This is a genomic window from Nocardioides pymetrozini (assembly GCF_046058985.1).
Lineage (GTDB): Bacteria > Actinomycetota > Actinomycetes > Propionibacteriales > Nocardioidaceae > Nocardioides.
This window is the reverse complement of the sequence record NZ_CP175556.1, coordinates 1059111-1083792: the sequence shown is the minus strand read 5'-3', so window position 1 is coordinate 1083792 and position 24682 is coordinate 1059111. Positions and strand designations below refer to the sequence as shown.

General features: G+C 72.8%; 17 protein-coding genes. 7 read left to right on the top strand and 10 right to left on the bottom strand.

Annotation, left to right across the window (positions count from 1 at the left end):
* Positions 1 to 60: 60 nt before the first annotated feature.
* Positions 61 to 333, top strand: a complete 273-nt coding sequence (locus ACJ5H2_RS05200) for a TolB family protein (protein WP_408898508.1) — start codon at positions 61 to 63, stop codon at positions 331 to 333.
* A 12-nt stretch (positions 334 to 345) separates the two neighbouring features.
* Complete coding sequence (locus tag ACJ5H2_RS05195; protein ID WP_408898507.1) at positions 346 to 2037, top strand: putative Ig domain-containing protein; 1692 nt, start codon at positions 346 to 348, stop codon at positions 2035 to 2037.
* A 22-nt stretch (positions 2038 to 2059) separates the two neighbouring features.
* Here the strand turns inward: ACJ5H2_RS05195 and ACJ5H2_RS05190 are convergent, their stop codons facing one another.
* Positions 2060 to 3493, bottom strand: coding sequence for an APC family permease (locus ACJ5H2_RS05190; protein ID WP_408898506.1), 1434 nt, complete (start codon positions 3491 to 3493; stop codon positions 2060 to 2062).
* A gap of 116 nt (positions 3494 to 3609) precedes the next feature.
* On the opposite strand from ACJ5H2_RS05190, the gene ACJ5H2_RS05185 reads away from it, so the two are divergent.
* The 5 genes from ACJ5H2_RS05185 (at position 3610) to ACJ5H2_RS05165 (ending at position 10810) form a co-directional block, all read left to right on the top strand.
* Positions 3610 to 4242 carry a TetR/AcrR family transcriptional regulator gene (locus tag ACJ5H2_RS05185; RefSeq protein ID WP_408898505.1) on the top strand — a complete coding sequence of 211 codons (633 nt, stop codon included), beginning with the start codon at positions 3610 to 3612 and terminating at the stop codon, positions 4240 to 4242.
* Complete coding sequence (locus ACJ5H2_RS05180; RefSeq protein ID WP_408898504.1) at positions 4232 to 5341, top strand: P1 family peptidase; 1110 nt, start codon at positions 4232 to 4234, stop codon at positions 5339 to 5341. The genes ACJ5H2_RS05185 and ACJ5H2_RS05180 overlap by 11 nt, the downstream gene beginning before the upstream one ends.
* 35 nt (positions 5342 to 5376) lie before the next feature.
* On the top strand, positions 5377 to 8223 hold the full coding sequence (locus tag ACJ5H2_RS05175) for a BTAD domain-containing putative transcriptional regulator (protein ID WP_408898503.1): 2847 nt from the start codon (positions 5377 to 5379) through the stop codon (positions 8221 to 8223).
* 287 nt (positions 8224 to 8510) lie between these two features.
* Complete coding sequence (locus ACJ5H2_RS05170) at positions 8511 to 9026, top strand: hypothetical protein (protein WP_408898502.1); 516 nt, start codon at positions 8511 to 8513, stop codon at positions 9024 to 9026.
* A complete protein-coding gene (locus ACJ5H2_RS05165; protein WP_408898501.1) occupies positions 9023 to 10810 on the top strand; it encodes a hypothetical protein in 1788 nt (595 codons plus the stop codon). Before ACJ5H2_RS05170 ends, ACJ5H2_RS05165 begins: the two co-directional genes overlap by 4 nt.
* Positions 10811 to 10817: 7 nt before the next feature.
* Here ACJ5H2_RS05165 and ACJ5H2_RS05160 read toward each other — a convergent pair whose 3' ends face one another.
* The 9 genes from ACJ5H2_RS05160 to pstA form a co-directional block, all read right to left on the bottom strand.
* Positions 10818 to 11444, bottom strand: a complete 627-nt coding sequence (locus ACJ5H2_RS05160) for a MazG nucleotide pyrophosphohydrolase domain-containing protein (RefSeq protein WP_408898500.1) — start codon at positions 11442 to 11444, stop codon at positions 10818 to 10820.
* Positions 11445 to 11448: 4 nt separating this feature from the next.
* Complete coding sequence (locus tag ACJ5H2_RS05155) at positions 11449 to 12165, bottom strand: hypothetical protein (protein WP_408898499.1); 717 nt, start codon at positions 12163 to 12165, stop codon at positions 11449 to 11451.
* Positions 12166 to 12170: 5 nt separating this feature from the next.
* A complete protein-coding gene (mfd, locus tag ACJ5H2_RS05150) occupies positions 12171 to 15683 on the bottom strand; it encodes a transcription-repair coupling factor (protein WP_408898498.1) in 3513 nt (1170 codons plus the stop codon).
* 134 nt (positions 15684 to 15817) lie between these two features.
* The gene (locus ACJ5H2_RS05145) at positions 15818 to 16693 is read right to left on the bottom strand and encodes a phosphate ABC transporter ATP-binding protein (RefSeq protein WP_408898497.1); all 876 of its coding nucleotides are present in this window, start codon (positions 16691 to 16693) and stop codon (positions 15818 to 15820) included.
* A gap of 89 nt (positions 16694 to 16782) precedes the next feature.
* Positions 16783 to 18297: a substrate-binding domain-containing protein gene (locus ACJ5H2_RS05140; RefSeq protein WP_408898496.1), complete on the bottom strand. Its 1515-nt coding sequence runs from the start codon at positions 18295 to 18297 to the stop codon at positions 16783 to 16785.
* Between the two features lie 76 nt (positions 18298 to 18373).
* A complete protein-coding gene (locus ACJ5H2_RS05135) occupies positions 18374 to 19348 on the bottom strand; it encodes a sortase (protein WP_408898495.1) in 975 nt (324 codons plus the stop codon).
* Positions 19345 to 21912 (bottom strand): hypothetical protein, encoded by a 2568-nt coding sequence (locus ACJ5H2_RS05130; protein ID WP_408898494.1) that lies wholly within the window; start codon positions 21910 to 21912, stop codon positions 19345 to 19347. The genes ACJ5H2_RS05135 and ACJ5H2_RS05130 overlap by 4 nt, the downstream gene beginning before the upstream one ends.
* Positions 21909 to 23483 carry a substrate-binding domain-containing protein gene (locus tag ACJ5H2_RS05125; protein ID WP_408898493.1) on the bottom strand — a complete coding sequence of 525 codons (1575 nt, stop codon included), beginning with the start codon at positions 23481 to 23483 and terminating at the stop codon, positions 21909 to 21911. Before ACJ5H2_RS05125 ends, ACJ5H2_RS05130 begins: the two co-directional genes overlap by 4 nt.
* A complete protein-coding gene (gene pstA / locus ACJ5H2_RS05120) occupies positions 23480 to 24682 on the bottom strand; it encodes a phosphate ABC transporter permease PstA (protein WP_408898492.1) in 1203 nt (400 codons plus the stop codon). The genes ACJ5H2_RS05125 and pstA overlap by 4 nt, the downstream gene beginning before the upstream one ends.

Genomic DNA, 24682 nt, shown 5'->3' with positions numbered 1-24682 from the left:
AGGGGCCGCTCCCGAGGGCTCGTTAGGAAATGGGGTACACACGATGGGTGGCGAGCTCTGATGAGGTGGACGCGTGTTCTGACCGGAGTGGCGCTCGCTTGCACCGGGCTGGTCGTGGTCGCCCCGGCTCCAGCCCACGCCGCCTCATGCAGCGCCCGCAACGGTCTGATCGCCTTCACCAGCGACCGCGGCGGGGTGTGGGCGATCTACGCGATGAATCCCGACGGCACCGGCTCAACCCGGCTCACAGACGTCACGGATGACGACCATCCCGCCTGGTCACCCGACGGAACCAAGATCGCCTTCGCGAGCGCCCGCGACACTCGCAACTGAGAGATCTATGTCATGAACGCCGACGGCACCGGACAGACTCGCCTCACCGAGAACTCGCACATCAGTTGGCAGCCGACCTGGTCGCCCGACGGAACGCGGATCGCGTTCGCCAGCGAGAGGGACGGGGACAGCGAGATCTATGTGATGAACGCCGACGGCACCGGACAGACCCGCCTCACCGACACCCCCTCGGTCGACTATTACCCGTCATGGTCGCCCGACGGCACGAAGATCGCGTTCGCCAGCGGCCGGGACTTCTGGGCCAGTAACGACATCTACGTCATGAACGCCGACGGCACCGGGCAGACGCGCCTGACGACGAACAGCAGCCTCGATGACATGCCCTCCTGGTCACCCGACGGAACCAAGATCGCGTTCATCAACGACCGCACCGGCAACAATCAGATCTACGTCATGAATGCCGACGGCACCGGGCAGACGCGCCTGACGACTGACGAATTCGTGAACACCTTCCCGACCTGGTCACCGGATGGCTCGAAGATCGCCTACGCCCGCTCCGCTATCGGTGGGCACTGGATCGTCAGCATGAACGCCGACGGCACCGGTCAGGCCGACCTCAACAGCTCGGGCAGCGCAAGTCGATCGTGGGCCCCCTCGTGGCAGGCGCTCCCACCAGCGTCGAGCGACGGCACCGATCCGGCCGAGTCGGCGGTTCGCACCTCTGACGTGCCCTTGCCTCCCGCTGCCATCAGCAAGCCGTACACCGCGCGGCTGGTCGCGTCGGGCGGCACCGCGCCCTACAGCTGGGCGGTGACCGACGGCGAGTTGCCCGAAGGGCTCTCCCTGACCGAGGCTGGCACTGTCTCCGGGACGCCGACCGCGCTCGGCTCCTCCTGGTTCGGGGTCACGGTGACCGACGCGAAGGGCGAAGTGGCGGAGGCCACGTACTGCATCGCGGTCTCCCCCATGGCGGTGTCGACCTTGAGCCTGCCCGACGCGTATGCCGGCAAGAGCTACGCGCAGACGCTCACGGCCGTCGGAGCATCGGGGCAGGTGAGCTGGTCGGCGACCGGATCGCTGCCGCCCGGGCTGCGCCTGGGGCCCTACGGCAACCTGGCAGGCACTCCGGCCGTCGCTGGGACCTACACATTCACGGTGAAGGCCAGGGATGCGGCCGGCAAGACGGCGGCACAGCGGTTGACCCTGCGGACGCATCCGATGACGGTCGTCACCGGCTCCTTCCCCGATGGGCTGGCCGGCGCCCCCTACCCGACAACGCGCCTTCAGGTCCTGGGCGGCCGGGCGACCCATACCTGGTCGGTCGTCTCGGGCTCACTCCCAGCGGGCCTCCGGCTCAGCGCGGGCGGCTACGTCACAGGCACCCCGGCGGGGCCCGGCTCATCGACGTTTACCGTGAAAGTGACGGACGCCAGTGTTCCGAAGCGCGAGGCGACGCGCACTCTCTCGATCGATGTCGCCCCGATGACAGTCACCACGACAGCGTTGCCGATCTCTCGCAAGGGTGTCTGGTACTCGACCTACCTCAAGGCCACGGGCGGCAGGGCGACCCGGACCTGGTCGCTGGTCGCCGGGACCCTGCCCCCAGGGCTTCGGCTCACGCTGGGCGGTGCCATCACCGGCAGGCCGACCACCTCGGGCAGCTACGGCTTCACAGTGCAGGTCGCTGATGCAAGTGTGCCGAAGAACGTCGCGCGCCAGGAGCTCTCGATTCTCGTCGAGTGACGGAGCGGGGGCTACCTGACTCTCACTCCTCCTCGATGGGCTCAGGCAGGGTCCACCGGTCGCCGCGGCGCGGGTGGATGAAGCCGAAGTAGTACGCGATGCCCACGGCCATCGTCACCAGGCTGACCGCGAGCTGCGACGGCGCGTCTCGGCCCACCTGGACGCAGACGTAGACCATGCCGGCGATCAGCAGCACGGGCGCGACCGGCCAGCCGGGCATGCGGTAGCCCCGCGAGGGTGCGATCCCCGGCCGGCGCAGGCGCAGGGCGCACGCGCCCACGACCAGGTAGACGACCGCGACGGATGCGCCGGTCGCCGTGATCAGCCACGACAGGGGAACGAACGCGGCCGCCGTCGCGGCGACGGCGCCGACGAGGAAGGTGGCGTTCATCGGCGAGCGGAAGCGTGGATGGACCCTTCCGAGGACGTCGTCCACCGGGCCGGGCCACGAGCGGTCCCGCGCCGAGGCGTACACGAGCCGCGCGATCTGGATGATGATCGCGATCACCGCGTTCACGATCGCGAGCGCGATGCCCACGCTGATCACCGTGTTGAGGGCCGAGCCGCCCCGTTCGACCAGGAAGTAGCTCATCGGCGCATCGCTGCCCAGGAGGGCGGTCATGCTCGGGGCGCCCATCACGACAGCGGCGAGCGGGACGATCTCGACGAGCGCCGTCACGGCGAGGGAGACCAGGATGACGCGGCCGATGGTGCGGTTGGCGTCCTTGGTCTCCTCCACGTAGTAGACGGCCGCGCCGTAGCCGTTGAACGCGAACAGCGCCACCGGCAGCAGGGTGATGACCGCCGCGACCCCGACGGAGTCCAGGCCGTGCTCCCCCATCGTCTGGGGAGAGAGGAAGACGCCCGGCCCGCGCTCGGCGTGCACGAAGCCGAGCACGGCGAGGACGACCAGCGCGAGCAGCTCGGTCGCGAGGAAGACGCCGGTGACCCAGGCGTTCGTGCGGATGTCGAGCGCCGCGACCACCGTCGTCGCGACGATCACCGCGACGCCGACCCACTTCCCGTCCAGCCCGGACCAGGCGGCGCCCAGGTAGTCGCCCGTGCCGAGCGCGATCACCGCGATGATCAGGATCCCGCTCACCAGCGCCAGCAGGAAGGTCGCGAAGCCGAGCGGCCGGCCGAGCAGGCGCGCGGCCCAGGTGTACTCGCCGCCCGTGACCGGATAGGTCGCGGACAGCTCGGCGTAGCAGAGGCCCACCAGCACGGCGGCGAGCGCAGCCAGGACGAGGGTGAGCACCGACGCTCCACCGACGCCGAGCAGCACCGCCGGGACGATGATGAAGACGCTCGACGCCGGCGTGACCGACGAGAGCGTGATGAGGATGTTCTCGCGCATCGTCAGCGACCGGGCGAGCTGCTGCTCGTACCGGTCCACGGACGCTGCCGGTGCGACCGGCGCCTCGATGGGCGTGCCGTGGGGGTTCAGCTCGGACATGGGTCCCCTTTCTTTGACTCCGAATCAAAGAACTGCTTCGATACCGTTGTCAATAGGCAATCTGTACCCTCGGAATTCGCTGATGGGTCGTCAGATTCGAGTGCCGAGGAGGACGGGTGGCACGGTTCAAGGACCAGGAGCGGCGGCGCGACGAGATCGTGACCGCGGCGCTCCAGGTGCTCCGCGAGTCGGGCGCCGCCGGCCTGCGGATCCGGGACGTCGCCGCCCGGGCGGGCGTCTCCTCGGGGACCGTCCACTACTACTTCGACGACGTGGAGGGGCTCCTCAACGAGGTCCACGCACGCGCGCGGAAGCGCTTCTACGACGACCGCCTCGCCCTGGTGACCCAGTACCCGGACGCTCGCGACAAGCTCGTCGCCACCATCCGCGGCGGGCTCCCGGCGACCGCCGAGGACGACCTGGTCGCCGCCCTCTACCAGCTCGACGGCCACCTGCGCCTGCGCGAGACGAACGCGGAGCTGTTCACCGCGCTGTACGACACCCAGGTCGCGATCTACGTCGGCATCCTCGAGGTCGGGGTCGCCCAGGGCCACTTCCGGCTCGCGGCCGACCCGACCGACCTCGCCCAGAACCTGGTCGCGCTCGAGGACGCCTACGGCGAGCACATCGTCGTCGGCATCCGCTCGCTGCACTACGACCGCGTCGTCGACCTGATCTGCGGCTACGCCCGCCTGGCGACGGCCTGCGCCGACATCGTCCCCGACCGAGAGGTGACCCGTGCCCACTGACCCCCGAGCCCGCGACCTGCTCGACCTGCCCGGCGAGACGGGCCCGGCCAACGCGATCACCGACGTCCCCGGCGTGACGGTCGGCGTCGAGACGCTGGTGCGCGGCACCGACGTGCGCACCGGTGTCACCGCGATCCTGCCGCGGGGACGCGACGGCGTCGGTGAGCCGTGCGCGGCCGGCTGGTACTCGCTCAACGGCAACGGCGAGCTGACCGGCACCACCTGGATCGAGGAGTCCGGCGCCCTGACGATGCCGGTCACCCTGTCCAACACCCACGCCGTCGGCGCCTGCCACACCGGCGTGGTCGCCTGGGTCAACGAGGTCCACCCCCGCCTCGCCGCCCAGTGGCTGCTCCCCGTGTGCGGGGAGACCTGGGACGGCTATCTCAACGACATCAACGGCGACCACGTGCGGCCCGAGCACGCGCGGGCGGCCCTGGACGCCGCCACCTCGGGCCCAGTGCCGGAGGGCTCGGTCGGCGGCGGCACGGGCATGAACTGCTACGCCTTCAAGGGCGGGACGGGGACCTCGTCGCGACGGGTGCGCTTCGGCGGCACGTCGTACACGGTGGGGGTGCTGGTCCAGGCGAACTTCGGCTCCCGGGAGGAGCTCGTCGTACGGGGCACCCCACTCGGGCGGACGCTGCGCGAGGACAACCCGATGGAGGACACGACCTGGTTCGAGCGCGACCTGGTGCCCGCCGGCGCCGGGTCGGTCATCGTCGTGGTCGCCACCGACGCGCCCCTGCTGCCCCACCAGTGCAAGGCCCTCGCCCGGCGGGTGCCTCTGGGACTGGCGCGGACCGGGACCGCCGGCGGCCACTTCTCCGGCGACATCTTCCTGGCCTTCTCCACCGCGCCGGCGCCGGGCCTGCGCAGCCAGCTCGCGCCGGTCCCCACGGAGCTGGCCGACCAGCAGCTGGTGCCCTGGGGAGCGATCGACCCCTTCTACACCGCCGTCGTCGAGGCGGTCGAGGAGTCGGTGCTCAACGCGCTCGTCGTCAACCGGGAGATGGTGGGCCGCGACGGCCACCGCAGCCCGGCCCTCCCCCACTCCGCGCTGCGGGCCGTCCCCGCGGCCAGGAACCCCCGGAACTGACCGCGCGCGTCGCGCGATCCCTCTACCCTTGCCCGGTGCCAGACCCCCGGGACCACGTACCGCTGCGCCTGCTGGGCCCGCTCGAGGTGCTCGACGCCGCAGGTGCGCCGGTCGATGTCGGCTCCCCGCGACACCGCGAGACCCTCGCGGCCCTGGCGGTCGACGCCGGCCGGGTGGTGTCCACCGACACCCTGCTCGACCGGGTGTGGGGCGAGAGCGCGCGCGGCGGAACCCTGGCCAACCTCCAGGCCGTCATCTCCCGGCTGCGGGCGCGCCTGCGGGCCGCCGGCGTGCCCGCGGAGATCGCGACGGCACCACCCGGCTACCGGCTCGACCTGCCGCCCGGCGCCGTCGACGCGGACCGCCTCGCCTCCGGCATCGAGGCCGCCCGCGCCGCCCGGGCCGCGGACGGCCCGCAGGCGGCCCAGGCGCACCTGGCCGAGGCGCTCGGCTGGTGGCGCGGCACCCCCCTCGCCGACGTACCGCAGCCGTTCGCCCAGACCGAGGCGCTGCGCCTGGAGGGCCTGCGGCTCACCGGTGAGGAGCTCGCCGCGGAGCTGGACATCGAGCTCGGCGGGCCGGACGCGGCGGTCGCCCGGCTGACCGGCCTGGCGCGCCAGCACCCGCTGCGGGAGTCGCTGCGCGGACGGCTCATGCGCGCCCTCTACCTCGCCGGCCGGCAGGCCGACGCGCTCGAGGAGTACGCCGACCTCCGCGCCCAGCTCGTCGACGAGCTCGGTGTCGACCCGGGCCCGGCCGTGCAGCGCCTGCACCAGCAGATCCTCGAGCAGGATCCCGCCCTCCGCCCCGCGGCCGCCTCCGCGCCCGCGGCCGTCCCACCGCCCCGCCAGGCGTCCCGCCCCAGCGCGATCCCCTCGACCGACCTGCTCGGCCCGCTGATCGGGCGCGAGCGCGACGTCGCCCACCTGGTCGACGTACTGCGCTCCCCGACCTCGCGGCTCGTCACCGTGACCGGGGTGGGCGGCTGCGGGAAGACCCGGCTCGCACTCGCCGTCGCCGCCGCCGCGGAGTCGTCCTTCGCCGACGGCGTGACGCTCGTGCCACTGGCGCCGCTGCACGACCCGTCGGCGGTGATCCCCGCCATCGCGCACGCAGTCGGCGTCGCCGAGGGCGGCGACCCGTTCACCGCGCTGCTCGACCTGCTCCGCGACGACCGCGAGCGGCTGCTGCTCCTCGACAACGCCGAGCACCTCCTCGACGCGTGGCCCGAGGTCGCCACGCTCGCCGCCGCCTGCCCGGGCCTGCGGATCCTGGTGACGAGCCGGACCCCGCTGCGGGTCCGCGGCGAGGTGCTCTTCCCGCTGCCCCCGCTCGACCTTCCCGCCGCCAGCGAGCTGTTCGCGACCCGGGCGGCCGCGACGGGAGCCGACGCACCGAGCGCGGCGGACCCGGTGGTCGCCCAGCTGTGCCAGCGCCTTGCCGGCATCCCGCTCGCCATCGAGCTCGCCGCCGCCCGGGTCCGGCTGCTCCCGCCCGCGGAGATCCTGGCCCGGCTCGACGAGGTGATGGCCGCCGAGGGCGCCCGCGACCTGCCACCGCGGCAGCGCACCATGCGCTCGGCGATCGACTGGAGCTTCGAGCTGCTCTCCCCCGTCGAGCAGGCGGCCTTCCCGCGGCTCGCCGTGTTCAGCGGTGGCTTCGGAATCGAGGCCGCGGTCGCCGTACTGGAGGGCGTGGTGGCGCGCGCCGACGTCCTCGCCCTGCTGGAGTCGCTGGTCGACCAGTCGCTGGTCGCGGTGGCCCCGGGGCCGCGCTTCCGCCTGCTGGAGCCGGTGGCGCAGTACGCCGTCACCCGGCTGACGCCCGACGCCGAGCGCGCTGCGCGCAACGCCCACCTGCGCCACTTCGGCGCCCTGGCCGCTCATTGCGAGCCGTCGCTGCGCGGCGAGGGCACGGTCGAGACGCTCGGCCGGATCGAGCAGGAGCACGCCAACCTGGTCGCCGCGATCGAGTGGTCGATCGCCTCGGGGCAGGCCGACCTCGGGGGCTGGCTGGGCTGGCACCTGTGGCTGTTCTGGTGGATCCGCGGGGCGCTGCGCGAGGGGCGGCGGCTGATGGAGGGCGTCCTCGCCGCGGACGTCGACGACCGGGTCCGCGTGCGCGCCGGGTCCGTCGTCGCCGCGCTCTCCTTCGCCCAGGGGGACCTGACGGCGGCCGCGTTGTGGGAGCAGAGCGCCGCCCTCGCGCGCCGGATCGGCGACGCCGAGGGTCTGCCCTATGCCCACGGCGGGATCGGGCTGGTCGCGCTCGCCCAGGACGACCTCGACCGCGCGGCCGCCGTCTTCGGCGAGACGATCGAGCTGTGCGAGGTCGCCGGCCTCGGCGACGACTGGCTGTGGACGCTGTCCCACGTGTGGCTCGGCACGGTCGAGCTCCTGCGCGGCGACGCCGAGGGCGCCGGTGCGCTGGTCGACCGGGCGCTCGTCGCCGCCCGGCGTCGTAGCGACCCGCTCGCGGTGTACATCGCGCTGTTCACCGCGATCCAGGTGTCGATGGCCCAGGGCGACCCCGGTCGCGCCCGCCGGCAGATCGCCGAGGGCGTGCGGCTCAGCCACGACACCGGCGACCACGCCAACCTCGCCTACCTGCTCGACGCCCTCGCCGTCGTCGAGGCGTTCTCCGCGGAGTCCACCAGCGGCGCCGGTGCGCTCGGGCGGGTCGGCGTCCTCCGCGGCGCGGCCGCGCAGCTGCGCGCGGGCTCCGGCGGCAACGTCTACGGCTACTACCGCCCCGACGAGGACCTGATCGCCCGCGCCGCCGACGCCGCCCGCGCCGCCCGCGGCGATGCCCAGTACGACGCCGACGTCGCCGCTGGGTGGGCCCTCACCGTGGACGCGATGGTGGAGCTGGCGACGGCGTGACGGATTCCTGCTGCGGGCGGGGGGCGGCGGTGCTGGGCGGGTGTCGCCGGGGGCGGATTCACCACGGGATGTAGCCCGATCCGCACTTCCCCGGTGGAGTTCCGCACGGGAACCTCGGATTCGCCTACATCCCGTGGTGAATCCGCAAGCCCCAGGCCCCGACCCCCGCGGCCAGAACTGACCACTCGACACGTCACAACTGACGACTCGACGGGTCACAACTGACGACTCAACCCCAGCAAGCGACCCACAAGCCGGCCGCAAGCGCCGGGGCCGATCCTCGACCCATGACCACTCCGCGCTCCTGGCTGCCCCCGTCGTGGGCCCACCCGACCCGGGTCGCCGTCACCGGTGACCACCACCTGCGCCCGATGGGCCCCGACGACGTCGACCTCGACCTCCCGGCGGTGCGCGCGTCGCGCGACCGCCTGTGGGGGATCTACGGCCAGGCCTGGGGATGGCCGCCGGTGGAGCTGACCCGGGAGGCCGACATCGAGGACCTCGCCCACCACGCGGCCGAGATCGACGCCCACGAGTCCTTCCTCTACGGCCTCTTCGACGCCGCTGAGACCGCGCTCCTCGGCTGCGTGTACGTCGACCCGCCGGCCAAGGTCGGCGCGGACGCGGACATCTCGTGGTGGGTCGTGGAGAGTGCCGTCGGCAGCGAGCTCGAGGCGACGCTCGACGCCTTCGTGCCGGCGTGGATCACCGCGGCGTGGCCGCTCGAGCAGCCCCGCTACGTGGGCCGCGACCTGACCTGGCAGCAGTGGCTCGCCCTGCCCGACCTCCTGGAGAACGCATGAACGCCCGCACGCTCGCCCGCCTGGCCCTCGGCGCCCTCGCCGCGCTCCTGGGTCTGGCCCCGCTCGCCCTTCCGTCCGCCGCCCACGCCGGCCAGGTGGCCGTCGCGCTGAGCATCACCGGCGCGGGCCGGGTGGACGTGGTGGAGGGATCGCTCGAGGACGGCGGCTCGTACTCCTGCGACCGCACGCACAACCTGGACCACCGGGTGACCCTCACCTGTCCGCGCATCCGCAACGAGGAGCCGCTGGAGGCGTGGATCTGGCTGCGGCCCGCGCGGTTCGGCGCTCCGGCCGGCTTCGAGTTCGTCGAGTGGCAGGGCTGCGACGAGACCCGGACCAACTCCATCGGCACCCGGGACTGCGCCGTCCACTCGGGTGCGTTCAACTCCGTGGAGAAGTACCCCCACGCGATCTTCCGTGACACCGAGCCACCGACGGTGACCGGCTTCACCGCGACCCAGCAGGTCAACGTGCAGGGCCAGTTCCGGTTCGCCTGGACGGCGAGCGGGGCGCTGCGCAGCGAGTGCCAGCTCGCCGCCGGTGACTGGGAGCCCTGTACGTCGCCGCGGATCCTCACGCTGCCCGTGGGCGCGCACACCTTCGCCGTCCGCGCGGTCGACACCTCCGGGAACCTGAGCCACACCTTCTCGACCCAGGTGTTCTCGCTCGACACGCGCTTCACGGCCACCCCGCCGAAGCTCACCAACAGCCGCGGCGCGGACTTCGCCTTCACGTCCGAGGGGAGCACCTCCTCCGACTGCACCCTCGACGGCCAGCCGGTCGTCTGCGCCAACGGCAAGGCCCATCTGCGCGACCTCCCGGACGGGACCCACACGCTGACCGTCGCCGGCCGCAACGGGAGCTGGGTCGACCCCGTCCCCGCCGGCTGGGAGTGGACGGTCGACACGACCGCACCGGACGCCGCGCTCGTCGGCGGTCCCGTCGAGGGCTCCACGACCACCGCGACCACGGCCGAGTTCACCCTGCTCGCGCCGAGCGCCGTGGCCTTCGCCTGCACGATCGACGGGCGCCCGATGGCGTGTCACAGCGGGGTCGTCCGGGTCGACGGGCTCACCCCGGGTCGGCACGTCCTCGAGGCCTCCGCACGCGACGAGGCCGGCAACTGGGACCCGAGCCCGGCGGTGAGGACCTGGACGGTGCGAGCGGTCGACACCACCGCGCCGGACACGACGGTCACCGGCGGTCCCGAGGAAGGCTCGATCGCGGTCTCGCCCGACGCCACCTTCGGGATCGGTACGACGGAGACCGGTGCGCGCGTCACGTGCACGTTGGACGGAGCCGCGCTGCCGTGCGCGCCGGGACCGCTCGCCCTGGCCGGCCTCGCGCCGGGCACGCACACGCTGTCGGTCTCCTCGACCGACGCCGCCGGCAACGCCGACCCGACCGCGGCCACGCGGACCTGGACGGTGCCCGCCCCCGCCTCCGCGCTGAAGGGCAAGAAGGGGTGGAAGCTCCGCTCCGTGGCCGGCAGCTTCGCCGGCAGCGCGCTCACGGCGAAGCGCACGGGCGCCACCGCGACCTACGCCGTCACCGATGCCCGCCGACTCGCGCTGGTCGTCAGCAAGGGGAAGGCACACGGCAAGATCAAGGTGTACGCCGGCAAGCGGCTCCTGCGCACGGTGTCGCTCAAGGGTCCCGCCGGCACTCGTCAGGTCGTCCCGGTGACGACCTTCGGCGCCCCGTACACCGGAGCCGTCCGCATCGTCGTCGCCTCGCGCGGCAGGACGGTCCGGGTCGAGGGGATCGCGGCCCCCACCCGCTGATCGCCCCTCAGGCCGGGGAGTCCCGGCCGGGCAGCCGGCGCACGGCGTCGCGCAGCGCCTGCTCGGGGTCGGTACCCGAGGCACGAGCCTCGGCGACCAGCCCGAGCAGGCGCTCGCCGATGTCCTGGCCGGGTCCGGAGGGCGGGGGCGTCGTCAGCCCCGCCCGCTCCCGGCGCGCGAGCGCCTTGTCCGCGTACAGGAGGGCGGGCAGCGCGGAGGGCAGCTCGTCGACGGTGGACGCGCCGCCGCGCTCGCCCGCCTTGATCCGCTGCCAGCGCTCGTCGACCTGCGCCGCCGTCAGCCCCTCCTCGCCGACCTCGCCACCGAAGACATGGGGGTTGCGGCGCCTCATCTTCGCGGTGATCCCGCGGGCGACGTCGTCGAGGCCGAAGTCGCCTCGCTCCTCCGCGATCACGGCGTGGAACACGACCTGGAGCAGGAGGTCGCCGAGCTCCTCGGCGAGATGGCCGTAGTCACCGCTCGTCTCGGCGTCGTCGATGGCGTCGACGGTCTCGTAGGCCTCCTCGATCAGGTAGCGCACGAGCGAGCGGTGGGTCTGCTCCTGCTTCCACGGGCACTCCGCCCGCAGCCGGCGCATCACCGCGACGAACTCGGCCACCGCGTCGTCGGCCACCGGGTCAGCCCTGGGGCGCGACCGGCGGTGCCACCGCGGGACCGCAGCGCTGCTCGGCGGGGAGCTTCGCGACCTGCTCGGGCGTGAGCGCGGCCAGGTCGTCGCCCCCCTTGGCCTCACTGCTCACCGGCACGGAGAGCGGGTCGCCACCGAAGACGCCGGCCTCCGCGTCATAGGAGCCGAAGACGGGGTTGAACGCGACGTCGTGGTCGGCGAGCCAGTCGGTGACGTGGTCGACCCCGGCGTCGATCGCCGCCTGCGGGTCCTCGCCCGACGCCTCGGACTGACCGAGCTCGGCCACCGGGTCGCCGAGACGCCGCTGGATCCAGGTCAGCCACTCGAAGGTCTCGTAGTTGTCGTCGTCGATCGTGCCGAGCCGCTCCCAGCTCTCCTCGACGGCGGTGCGGTCGATGGTCTCCGACGGCAGGGTCACGCCCTGCTCGTCGGCCAGCTCGCCGACCGCGACCGCCTGGGTCCAGCCGACGACGAACTGGGCACGGATCAACGCCGTCGGCGCGGGCGGAGCCTGCGGGTTCGCCGAGCGCAGGGCGCAGTAGTCCTCCACGGCCCGGTCCACCTTGCTCAGCGCCAGCTGACGCCCCTCCACCTCGGCGGCCACCCCGGGCCTGAGCTCGTTGTCGCTCACGCCGCACCCGCTGGCGAGCAGCGCCACGGACGCGAGGCTCACGGACAGGAACGCCGGCACGATGGATGGGCGCACAGTGCTCACTCCTTGGGGTCGATGACCGAGTCGATGACGAGTCGGGCCCATTCAAGCAGGGCAACCCCCTCGAGCGGGGTTCCCGTCCTGCCGGGGATGCCGGGGCGGGGAACCAGGATCGACTCCAGCTGGTGCTTCACGATCGACTTCGGGTAGAGCCGGTTGAGCCGGATCGTGCGCGACTCGGGCAGCACGACCGGGTGGAAGCGCACGTTCTTGCCGACGGTCGTGATCTCCTTGACCCCGGCCTGCCGCGCGCGGGCGCGGAAGCGGGCGACGAGGAGCAGCGCGGCGACGGGCTCCGGGGGCTCGCCGTACCGGTCGTCGAGCTCGGCGGCGATCTCGTCGACGTCCGCGTCGGAGCGGACCTCCGCGAGGCGCTTGTACATCTCCAGCCGCAGCCGCTCGCTCGGGATGTAGTCGTGCGGCAGGTGGGCCTCGACGGGCAGCTCGATGCGCACCTCGTCGAGCTGCTCGGGGACGGCGCCGTCGCTGCGGAAGTCGCGCACCGCCTCGCCGACGAGCCGGACGTAGAGGTCGAAGCCGACGTCGGCGATGTGGCCGGACTGCTCGCCGCCGAGCAGGTTGCCGGCGCCGCGGATCTCGAGGTCCTTCATGGCGATGGCCATGCCGCCGCCCAGGTCGGAGTGCTGGGCCAGGGTGGCGAGCCGCTCGTGCGCGGTCTCGGTCAGCGGCTTCTCGGTCGGGTAGAGGAAGTAGGCGTAGGCGCGCTCGCGCGAGCGGCCCACGCGGCCGCGCAGCTGGTGCAGCTGGGAGAGGCCGAGGGTGTCGGAGCGCTCGATGATCATCGTGTTGGCGTTGGAGACGTCGATGCCGGACTCGACGATGGTGGTGCAGACGAGCACGTCGAAGTTCTTCTCCCAGAAGTCGAGCATGACCTGCTCGAGCTGGTGCTCGCCCATCTGGCCGTGGGCCGTGGCCACCCGCGCCTCGGGCACGAGCTCGCGGATCTTCGCCGCGGCCTTCTCGATCGAGCTCACCCGGTTGTGGATGTAGAACACCTGCCCGTCGCGCAGCAGCTCGCGACGAATCGCCGCGACCACCTGGCGGTCCTCGTAGCCGCCGACGTAGGTCAGCACCGGGTGCCGCTCCTCGGGCGGCGTGGTGATCGTGGACATCTCGCGGATGCCGGTGATCGCCATCTCGAGAGTGCGCGGGATCGGGGTGGCGCTCATGGAGAGGACGTCGACGGAGGTCCGCAGCCGCTTCATCGCCTCCTTGTGCTCGACGCCGAAGCGCTGCTCCTCGTCGACGATGATCAGGCCGAGGTCCTTGAACTTCGTGTCGGCGTTGAAGAGGCGGTGGGTGCCGACCACGATGTCGACGGTGCCGTCGGCGAGCCCGGCGATGGTCTCGGCCGCCTCCTTGTCGGTCTGGAAGCGGCTCAGCGCCTTGAGGACGACCGGGAAGCCGCTCATCCGCTCGCTGAAGGTGTCGAGGTGCTGGTTGACGAGCAGCGTCGTCGGGACGAGGACGGCGACCTGCTTGCCCTCCTGCACGGCCTTGAACGCCGCACGCACCGCGATCTCGGTCTTGCCGTAGCCGACGTCGCCGCAGATGAGGCGGTCCATCGGGACCGTCCGCTCCATGTCGGCCTTGACCTCGTCGACGGTGGTGAGCTGGTCGGGGGTCTCGTGGAACGGGAAGGCGTCCTCGAGCTCCCGCTGCCAGGGGGTGTCGGGGCCGAAGGCGTGGCCCTGGGTGGCCTGGCGGGCGGCGTACAGCTTGATCAGCTCGGCCGCGATCTCGCGGACCGCCTTGCGGGCCTTGTTCTTGCGCTTGGTCCAGTCGCCGCCGCCGAGCCGGTCGAGGCTCGGCTGCTCGCCGCCGACGTAGCGGGTGACCTGGTCGAGCGTGTCGGCCGGCACGAAGAGCCGGTCCGGCGGGCCGCCGCGCTTGGACGGGCCGTACTCCAGGACGAGGTACTCCCGCACCGCGCCCTGCACCTCGCGCTGCTTCATCTCGACGAAGCGGCCGACGCCGTGCTGCTCGTGGACGACATAGTCGCCGGCCTTGAGCTCGAGCGGGTCGATCTGCCGCTTGCGGCGCACGGGCATGGCGCCCTTGTCCCGCGTGGACGCCTTGGCGCCGACGATGTCCTCACCGGTGAGGACCACGAGTCCCCGGTCGGTGTCGACCAGGCCGTGGCCCAGGTTGCCGCAGGTGATGGTGACGACGGCCGGGTCGAGCACGTGCCCGGACGGCAGGTCGTCGACCAGCCGCGCCGGCACGTCCTGCTCGCCGAGCGCCTCGACCATGCGCTGCGCCGGTCCGTGGCCGACGTGCACGACGGCGACGGCGTGCCCCTCGGCGCGCCATCGGGCGATGTCGGCGAAGGCCTTCGCCACGTCGCCGCGGTACGTCGGGGCCGGCTGTGCCGAGCTCGGCACCTCGTCGTCGAGGCCGAAGGGGCTGAAGGTCCACCAGCTCTGGCCGAGCTCGCGGGCGTGGGCGCGGACGTCGCCGAGCGACTGGTACGACGCCGCCTGCAGGTCGACCGGCGCCTGACCGCCGCTGGCCGCGGTCGCCCACGACGCGGCGAGGAACTCCTCGCTCGTCGCCACCAGGTCGTGGGCCCGCGCGCGGGCGCGCTCGGGGTCGAGGACGAGCACGCGGGTGTCCGCGGGCATCAGGTCGACGAGCAGCTCGAGCTCGTCGACGAGCGCGGGGATGAGCGCCTCCATCCCCTCGACGGCGATGCCCTGGGCGAGCTTGTCGGTGATCTCGAGGAGCTGCGGATGGGTGCGGCCCAGCTCGGCAGCCCGGGCCCGGACCTCGTCGGTGAGCAGCAGCTCACGGCACGGCGGCGCCCAGAGCCGGTCGACCTTCTCGATGGTGCGCTGGTCGGCGACGGCGAAGCTCCGGATCTCGTCGACCTCGTCGCCGAAGAACTCCACGCGCAGCGGGTGCTCCTCGGTGGGCGGGAAGACGTCGACGATGCCGCCGCGGACGGCGAACTCGCCCCGCTTCTCGACCAGGTCGACCCGGGAGTACGCCGCGCCGACGAGTCCCGCGACGACCTCCTCGATCTCGGCCGTCGTACCGGTCGCGAGCTCGACGGGGGCGAGGTCGCCGAGGCCCTTCACCTGCGGCTGCAGGACGCTGCGGACCGGGGCGACGACGACCTGGACCGGCCCGGTCGACGCGTCGCTGCCCGGGTGGCACAGCCGACGGAGGACGGCGAGCCGACGACCGACGGTGTCACTGCGCGGGCTGAGCCGCTCGTGGGGCAGGGTCTCCCAGCTCGGGTAGTAGGCCACGCCGGAAGGGTCGAGCAGGTCGCCGAGCTCGGCGACCAGCTGCTCGGCCTCGCGGGTCGTCGCGGTGACGACGAGCACCGGGCGCCCGGCGCGCGCCAGGCCGGTCACCAGGAACGGGCGCAGCGCCTCCGGTCCGGTCAGCTCCCCGGTGGGCTGGGTGCCGTCGACGGCACCGGCCAAGGCGGCGGACAGGGTCGGGTCGGCGAGGACGGCGTCGGCGAGGCCGGCGAGACTCACGGGGGCACACCTTCGGTCGAGGGACAGCACGAGCGCCCCCGGTCGACGGAGGACCGGGGGTGCGGGATCAGCCTACGCCGGGGCGCCGACAGCGCGGCCGGGTGATCGGCGGGCCCGGTCCGCGAGGGGTCGGCTCAGCCGAACCGTCCGTTGACGTAGTCGTAGGTCCGCGGGTCCTGCGGGCTCTGGAACATGGCCGGGGTGTCGCCGTGCTCGACGATCACGCCCGGCTGTCCCTGGGCGGCGAGGAAGAACGCGCACTGGTCGGACACGCGCGCGGCCTGCTGCATGTTGTGGGTGACGATCACGATGGTGACCTCGCGGGCGAGCTCGAGCATGGTCTCCTCGATCACCCGCGTCGAGGTCGGGTCGAGTGCCGAGCAGGGCTCGTCCATGAGCAGCACGCGCGGCCGGATCGCGAGGGACCGGGCGATGCACAGCCGCTGCTGCTGGCCCCCGGACAGGCCGCCGCCCGGCGCGTCGAGACGGTCCTTGACCTCGTTCCACAGCCCCCCCTTGACCAGGCAGGACTCGACGAGGTCGTCCTTGTCGCTCTTGCGCATCCGGGTGCCGGTGAGCTTGAGCCCGGCGAGGACGTTCTCCCGGATCGACATCGCCGGGAACGGGTTGGGCTTCTGGAAGACCATCCCGATGGCACGGCGGGCGTCGATGAGGCGCTTGCCGGGGTCGTAGATGTCCTCGCCGTCGAGGAGTACCTCACCGGCCAGCTGGGCCGAGGGGACCAGCTCGTGCATCCGGTTGAGGATGCGCAGGAAGGTGGACTTCCCGCAGCCGGAGGGACCGATCAGGGCGGTCACTCCCCCGGCCGGCATGGTGAGGGAGACCCGGTCGAGCACCTTGTGGTCGCCGAACCATGCGGTGATGTCCCGGGCCTCGAGCTGGGCCAGGCCCGCCGGGTCGGGGGCGTCGACGGGGACGGCGGGGTCGAGCCGGGGTACGTCGGCGCCGACCGCCGGGATGACGGTCGTGTGGTCGGCGTTGAGGTCCATGGTGGTTCTTCCTGTCGGAGCGCGGTGCCGGGCGGCGCGCAGGCCGCCCGGCACCGGTGCTGCGTGGTGCGGAGCCGTCGAGCGAGGCGTCAGGACGCCGCGGCGACCGCGGCGGTGGCGGCGGCGACGGCCTGCTTGGCCTTCTTCAGCTTCTTCTTGAGCTTGACCTTCTTCGCGCCGGTCGCCTTCTTGATCTTCTTCTTCAGCGTCGCGACCTTGGCCTTCGCCGCGTCGAGCTGCGCCTGCGCGGCGACGAGGGCCGGCGAGGGGCCGGCAGCCGGCGGGGCGTAGCTCACCGAGACGGTGGCCTCGGAGCCCAGGAACTTCGCGTTGTTCGGCGTGAACACGGCCTTGTAGGTGTGCGCTCCGGGCGTCGGGCTCGGGACCACGAAGGTCGCCTGGCCGGACACGACCGGGCTGGTCTTCAGCAGCGTCGCACCCTCGTAGAACGAGACCGAGCCGCTCGGCTGCGACGAGCCGGAGACCTTGGCGACGAGCTGCACGCCGGCGGCCACGCTGGTCCCGGTCAGGGTCGTGGTGCTGGCGACGACCTCGTTGGTCGTGAAGTTGCTCGTGGTGTCGGCGGCCGTGCCGCACACGCCGCCGTTCGCCGGGGTGGCGAGCTGGGTCAGGCCGCCGGCAGCGATCGCCCCCGCGGCGGCCGCGGAGCACAGGAAGCCGTTCTCGCCGAAGAAGGCCTGGATCTCGGGCTTGCTGATGTCGGTGGCGCGGACCGCGTTGTAGACCGCGCGCTTGAACGCGAGCTCGCCGGTCAGGAGGCGGACGGTGTTGCCCGAAAGGAGCGCGGCGCGGCCCTGCGAGATCGGGACGATGGCGTTCGCGTCGGCCTTGACCGCGGCGTCGTCGTGCTCCTGGACGCTGCTCTCGCCCGCGTCCTTGGTGCCGTTGCCGTTGGCGTCGACGTAGTCCTTGACGCAGGAGCCGTAGCTGGCGATGCCGAGCTGGGACTTGAAGAACTTCTCCGTGCCCGAGCCGCTCTGGGGCACCAGCGGCTTGATCGTGCCGGCGCTGCCGCCGAAGCTGGACCAGTCCGTGGCGCCCGCCTCGCACAGGTAGATCGACTTGAGCTGGGCCTTGGTCAACGACGCGGGGGCGTGGGACGGCGTGCTGTTGGAGACCGCCGAGACGACGGTGTCGAGAGCGAAGGGGATGCCCTCGAGCGCCTCGCCCTCGGCCTCCTTGCCCGTCCCGCCGATCCGGTCGGACGACCGGGCGAAGTCGAGGTCGCTGTACTGCGCGCCGTTCAGCAGGGCCGCCTTGCCGGCGCTGGAGCCGTTCGGCCGGGCCTGGGCGCCGTTCGTGGGAAGGTTGACCTCGCCGCCCCCGAGAGCGCTGAAGGTCGCGACGTCGTTGGACTGGCCGTGGCTCGTCCTCGCCCCGCCGTTCCAGAGCAGGGCCGCCTTGTGGAGGGCCAGCATGGTCGTGTCGGAGCCCACCCCGATCAGGTCGGCGGCGACCGGGGTCGCCTTGCTGTCCTCGGGCTGGGGGTTGTAGGCGGCGTGCGCCGGAGAGGCGACCAGCGTCACCGCCGACGTGGCGACCGCGGCCGCGAAGGTGGCCGTGAGGGTCTTGCGTACGGACATTGCGTTGCTCGACTTTCTGTGAGAGGCGTGCGGCTGCGGGCGCAGCCACGGGGAGACGCCGCCGACGGCGGCGCGTTCAGGTCAGGTTGGGCAGGAGCCGCATCACTCCGTCGGTCGTTGCCCACGCCAGGGCGATCGCGAGGGGGGCCGCGACCACCCACACGTGCACCAGCGACCATCGCTGACGGGCGGCGATGACCCCGAGCGTCAACGCCAGGAGCAGCGCGAGGTCGAGAGCCAGCAGGGGCAGCACCCCTGTGTCGAGGCCCATCGGCTCCTCCGACTCGGGCACCGTCCGTGGCAGGCCGGGCGGTGCGGGGAACGCCGAGTCCGCCTCGGCGTCGACGGACAGGACGTCGCCCGGGGCGATCGCCCGCAGCCGTCCCGCTCCCTCCGCGGTCACCAGCGTCAGCCGCGAGCGCCCGGCAGCCAGCGGCTGGGGCAGCGGGTCGCCGGTCCGGCGCAGGGCCTGCACGGTGAACACCGCGCGTCCCTGGCCGACGGTCACCTCGATCCGGTCCCCCGGCTCGAGCTCGGCGAGGTCGGCGAAGGGCGCCCCGTAGGTCGCGGCGCGGCCGAACACGACGGACGTGCCGGCCTGGCCCGGCAGCACCGTGTTGCGCAGGTGGCCCGGACCGGCGAGCAGGTCGCCCGATGCGGTGCCCTCGACGACCACCTGCTGCAGTCCGAGACGGGGGATCTCGAGCAGGGCCACCGGGGCGCCGGGCTCCGTGACCGGTCCGACCGGTGCCGTCGCGGCGGCGAGCTGCGCGCGGAGCTCGGCGTACAGCAGCGACTGGCTGCGCTCTTGGGAGACCCCGCCGAGCACCAGCAGCTGCAGCGCCATCCAGGCGGCCACGATCGCCACCATCGTGCCCGCGGCGCTGACCAGCGAGCCGGTCGTCTCCGCCCGCGTCGGCGGGGCGGCCGGCCCGGGTGCGCGCGGCGGGCGCGGGGCGCGCCGCTGCGGCGGGCGCCGTCGCAGCCGAGACAGCCGACGCGGGGCGGGCGTCTCGTCCGGGCGCACCTGCGGCTCGTCGAGGGCGGTCACCGACGGCTCCGCATCGTGACCACGCGGGAGACCGCCGTGACCAGGGAGGCGGCGAAGGCCAGCAGGATGAGCAGCGGCAGCAGGCGGCCACTGAGCTGGGAGGAGACCGCCTCGGTGGGCGGCATCGCCACGGCGCCGGCCCCGGCGGGCCCCGCCGCCGGCCCGCCGGCGGCCGGCTCACCGGCCGGCACGGCCGCCGCGGCGCCGGGGGTCACGGTCGCCCCGCCTCCCTCGGCCGGTGACGCGGGCACGCGCTGCCTCTCGATGGCCCGGGCGACGGCCTGTGCCCGGTCGAAGAGCCTCCGCGTGGCGCCCGCGTCCCGGATCGGCACGAAGCCTCCGGGCAGCTGCCCGTTGCCGCTGCCGGGGCGCTGGCCCTCGCTGGTCGCGATCCGGATGAACTGGGCGACCTTCGCCGCGTCCTCCTCGGGCAGGTTGCGCAGGCGTGCCGCGGCGTAGACGAGCATCGTCCCGGGATAGGCGTCGCCGGCCTTGCGGATCCTCGCCATGTCGAGCTCGTAGGGCGTGCGCTTGCCCTTGGCCTCCGCGAGCTCGACGGCAGCCGTGAGCGACGCCGCGGTGGGCGTGACGTAGCGGCCGGAACGGGTCTCCAGGCCGGCGGTGCGCAGGCCGTAGCGCTGGGCGTCGCCGAGGCTGACGATGCCGAGCATGAACCGCTCGCCGTAGTGCTGGCGCTCGGTGCGGCCCACCTTGTAGACCGGTGGGCTCACGCTGAGGTCGGTGTCGCAGCGGGTCTGCACGTTCGGCCAGGAGTCGAGCAGCGCCTCGGCGATCTTGCGCATCGTCGAGACCGGCGCGGCGACGGCGCTCAAGTATGTCAGGGGGTTCTTGGCGCGGCAGTCCGTGCCACCCTGCGGCACGTAGGTGTCGAGCAGCGGCCACTCGTCGCGCGGCAGCTTGACCTTCCTGTACGACGGGTTCACCCGCATCCCCCACGGATCCGGCTTGCCCTTGACGAAGTCCATCGCCGCCTTGTCGCGCGCGATGTACTCGGTGACCCGGCGGATCACGTCGGAGGAGTTGGACAGGGAGAGCAGCGTGGCTCCGGCCTCCTGGGCCTCCTGCGACAGACCCGGGTTGAGCCCGATGAACTCCGGGTCCTTCATGATCGCCCAGGGGTTCTGCTCCATCCCGGGATGTCCCGCACCGAAGCTGGAGCCCGTGTAGGACTGGGTCAGCAGCTTGGCCAGCAGGCGCGCGTTGAGGCGCAGGGTGGTGTACTCCCCCGCGTTGCCCGGCCGGTCGATGATGTAGCCGATGCCGAACCCGGTGAGCGCCACCGGCGCGTAGCCGACCGGGTCGCCGGGGCTCTCGTACTCCGACGAGACCAGTGCCGCCGCTCCCCCGCCCGACGCCATGAGCGAGAAGCCCGCCTTGTCGGGCATCTGGTTGTGCTGGAACTTGAAGCGCTTCTTGTTCAGGCAGTACGCCGGGGCCCACTGCAGCGCGGCCTGCGCCATCAGCTCCGAGCCGTAGAAGCCCGTCGGGGCCCGCGGGTCGAGGATGTCGCAGGTGTCCGGCGGGTCGCCGAAGGTCACCGGGATCACGAAGCGGTTGCGCCAGTTGGACTGGGCCCACCACAGCGCCGGCGACACGGCCTGGTCGACACCGGCGCCCGTGCTGTTGCTCGATCCCGGAGCGAACTGTCCGGTGCGGCGGCAGGACTTCTCCGCGACGGTGAGGTCTCGCTCCAGCTCCGACGACGCGGCCTCGCAGCTGATCCCGACGATGGGGATGACGACGATCGAGCACGCGACCGTCTTGCTGCACCCCAGCGACTCGTTCTCGACGTCGGTGCGGATCTCGAACTGGACGGAGCCCTTGCCGTCGGCGTCGGTGAAGGCGGCGATCTCGTTCGCGGGCAGGGCCGCGTCCGCGGCGGCCTCCGGGGGCATGGTCTTCTCGTCGCACGCCGGGAAGACCTGCCCCTTGGCGCTGACGAAGGGGACCAGCCGCGTGTAGAGCAGGCCGGTGCGGTCGACGGTCGGGCACCGGTCGGCACCGGGCACCTCGCCGGCGCTGCTGGTGACCTGCTCGGTCGCGGAGGCCAGCGCGTACAGGTCCTCGGTCCAGGTCGCGTCGCTGGCCGACTTGGAGACCTGCGAGCGCTGGCCGAAGGAGGAGGTCCAGCAGGTCTCGGGCCGTACGTCGTCGCCGGTGCCGCGGCACTGGAGGATGACGACCGGGTACTCCTGGTTGAGCCCGCCGGGTCCGAACGGGTCGTTCGCCCGTCCGCCGCTGGGCTGGGCCCCGGTCCAGGTGATGCCGACCCGCTCGCGCCCGCGCAGGTTGGCGGTGTGGTCGGCGCTCACGGTGACCCGCCACGGACCGCCGGTGGCGGGGTCGGAGATGGCGGTCGACGAGCCGTCGGCCGCGACCAGCTCGCGCTCCATCGCCTTGGTCTGGCTCCAGGCGTCGCCGGGCGCCGTCGCCCGCGGCGTCACCGGCTGCGCCCGGTCCGCCGTCGCCGGCGGGGTCAGGCCGGTGCTGGCGCTCGCCGCGACGACCAGTGCGACCAGCCCGAGCCGGAGGCCGCGCCTCATCGCAGCGTCCCGCGGGCGGCGAGCCGGCGCCGCAGGGTCGCGGCGAGCAGCCCGGGCAGGAGCACCAGGGCGAGCAGCTCGACGACGACGAGCCAGCCGAAGGGGCGGCGGTCGCCGTCCCGCTGCGCCGAGAGCGTGTCGGGTGAGGCGTAGACCGCCTGCGTCGCGTCCCCCGCGACCGGAGCGGCCACCGGCACGTCCTGCCCGGTGACCGGGTCGACCGCGGCCGGCGGCGGCGCGGCGACGGCGCCCCCGGGCGCGGCCGCGGTGTCCTCCGTCGCCGGCTCGCCCGTGCCCGTGTCGTAGCCGCACGGGCCGGCGCCCTCCTTGTCGCACTCCGGCGGCTTGGGCGCCTTCTCCGCGAGCAGGTTGCGGTTGAGGTCCTTGCCGTCGAAGGTCGGGTTGTTGCAGCTCTTGACGTCGCGGTCGGTGAGCTCGACGGCCGGGTCGGCGGCCTTCAGCTTCGCGATCTGGTCGAAGCCGGCCTGGACCAGGTTGAGCGGCAGCGAGGAGTAGCCGTAGGCGCCGGCCTTCGTCTGGCCGGTGCACAACGAGTAGTACATGAAGTCCGCGAGCGTCTGCCGCTTGGCGGTGGACATCCGGCGGTCGCCCGCGCCGGTCGGCAGGATCATGTAGGAGTACGACGAGATCGGGTACGACCGCGGGTCCTTGTGCGTGTACACCCCGTCGAGGTTCTGGGTCAGGTACAGCTGGGACGTGGTGTCCATGTTGATCTTGGCCTGGGTGAGCGCGACGGCGGTGTTGTACTGCGTCGGCTCGACGAAGTAGCCGGCCGCGTTCTTCACCTTGACCACGGGGTAGTCGGCGTTGATCGCGTAGGAGTACTCGACGTAGCCGATCATCCCGTTCCCGGAGAAGCCCTTGATCGTGTTCATGACCTGGTCCGAGCCGGCCTGGCTCACCATCCGCGACCCGGACTTCTTCGGGTAGTACGACGTCAGGCCCGACCGCCCGAAGTAGGGGCGCCAGATGTCCGGGTGCTGCTTGTCCATCCAGGTCGTGAACTGCGCCGTCGTCCCCGATCCGTCGGAGCGCACGACGGGGATGATCGGCACGGCGGGGAACTTCCGGCCGTTGTTGTCCTTGGCGATGGCCTTGTCGTCCCAGCTGGTGATCTGGTTGGTGAAGATCTTCGCGAGGGTCTCGCCCGAGAGCCGCAGGTTCTTGACCTGCTGGTTGCCCACCTTGAGCTGGTAGGTGAACGCGGTGCCGCCGGCCACGATCGGCAGGTACGAGAACTCGCGCCCCTGGCTGGTGTCGGACTGGCCCTGCTCGTCGGTGCCCTGGTAGGGAATCTCGGAGATCGCGAAGTCGACGCTGTTGTTGGCGAAGTCCTTGCGTCCCTTGGTGGAGCCGCCGCCGGTGTAGACGACCTTCATGCCGTTGGCGTTCACGTCGGCGATCCACTGCTGGACGATCAGCTCCGACCAGGTCGATCCGGTCCCCTCGATCTGTGCGTAGGGCACCGCGCCGAACGCGGCCAGGGGCAGGCTGACGCCGCACACCAGGGCCAGCAGGGCGGAGGTCAGGGCGCGTCCTCGGCGCTTCACGGGTTCTCCTTCACGGTGCGGGTCGCGGGCGCGACAGCCGTCGTCGGTCTGGTCCTCTTCGTGCTCTTCGTCCGCTTCGTCCGGGTCGGCCGCTTCGGCCGCGCCACCAGGCGCGCGAGGACGAACAGGAGCAGGACGAGGCCGAGCAGCACCGTCGCGGCGGCGAAGGCGCGGGTGATCGCCTGGGGCTCACCGCTGCGGACGGTCGTGTAGATGTAGAGCGGCAGGGAGTTCATGACCCCGTCGGTCGGCCCGACGACCATGAACGCGGCCGCCCCCGACGTCAGCAGCACCGGCGAGGTCTCCCCCACGCCGCGCGCGACGCCCAGGATCACCGCGGTCGCGAGACCGGGCCGGGCGGTCGGCAGGACGACATGCCACACCGTGCGCCACCGGCTCGCGCCCAGCGCCAGGCTGGCCTCGCGCAGGTTGCCGGGCACCACCCTCAGGACCACGTCGGCGGCACGGGCCACGATCGGCAGCATCATCACGGCCAGGGCGAGCGCGGCCGCCAGGCCCGAGCGCGGCCAGCCGGCCACCACGATCACGGTGGTGTAGACGAAGAGCCCGGCGACGACGGACGGCAGCGCGGTCATCGCCTCGACGATCGTGCGGACGAGCACGGCGAACCGGCCCCCGACCTCGGTCATGAAGATCGCGGTGCCGATGCCGAGCGGGAGCACGATCGCCAGCGCGATGCCGATCTCGATGACCGAGCCGACCGTGGCGTGGGCGATGCCGCCCATGTCGAACGGGTCCTTGGGTCCGACGCCGGCCATGTCGTCGACGAAGAAGTTGCCGTGCAGCAGGGGGCGCCAGCCCCGCAGCACGATGAACACCAGGGTGCTGACCAGCGCGGCCCCCACGACGAGGGCGCCGCCGGTGACGACGGCCGCGACCACCCGGTCGCGCACCTCCACCAGGGGCAGCGTCAGGGCGGAGAGGACGGCGGTCACCACGAGCCCGAGCACGAACCACGTGATGAGGAACCAGGCCGGGCCGGGCATCGGCAGCAGCCGCTGGGTGACCAGCCATGCCATCCCGAGCGCCGAGGCCCACGCGCCCCAGCGGACGAACCGTTCGTCGAGGCTCGGCCGGCCGAGCGCGGGTCGCGGCAGCGGCGGCGGCGCGTCCTCGTCGTACGACGGCAGCACGGTCGTGCCGCGCTGCTGGATGCCCGTGGCGGTGGAGGTGGTCAT

Coding starts and splice junctions, on each gene's coding strand:
- ACJ5H2_RS05145 (WP_408898497.1), bottom strand. CDS start 16,693: ATGGACCTCAACGCCGACCACACGACCGTCATCCCGGCGGTCGGCGCC.
- ACJ5H2_RS05190 (WP_408898506.1), bottom strand. CDS start 3,493: ATGTCCGAGCTGAACCCCCACGGCACGCCCATCGAGGCGCCGGTCGCA.
- ACJ5H2_RS05130 (WP_408898494.1), bottom strand. CDS start 21,912: ATGAGGCGCGGCCTCCGGCTCGGGCTGGTCGCACTGGTCGTCGCGGCG.
- ACJ5H2_RS05200 (WP_408898508.1), top strand. CDS start 61: ATGAGGTGGACGCGTGTTCTGACCGGAGTGGCGCTCGCTTGCACCGGG.
- ACJ5H2_RS05165 (WP_408898501.1), top strand. CDS start 9,023: ATGAACGCCCGCACGCTCGCCCGCCTGGCCCTCGGCGCCCTCGCCGCG.
- pstA (WP_408898492.1), bottom strand. CDS start 24,682: ATGACCACCTCCACCGCCACGGGCATCCAGCAGCGCGGCACGACCGTG.
- ACJ5H2_RS05140 (WP_408898496.1), bottom strand. CDS start 18,297: ATGTCCGTACGCAAGACCCTCACGGCCACCTTCGCGGCCGCGGTCGCC.
- ACJ5H2_RS05195 (WP_408898507.1), top strand. CDS start 346: ATGAACGCCGACGGCACCGGACAGACTCGCCTCACCGAGAACTCGCAC.
- ACJ5H2_RS05170 (WP_408898502.1), top strand. CDS start 8,511: ATGACCACTCCGCGCTCCTGGCTGCCCCCGTCGTGGGCCCACCCGACC.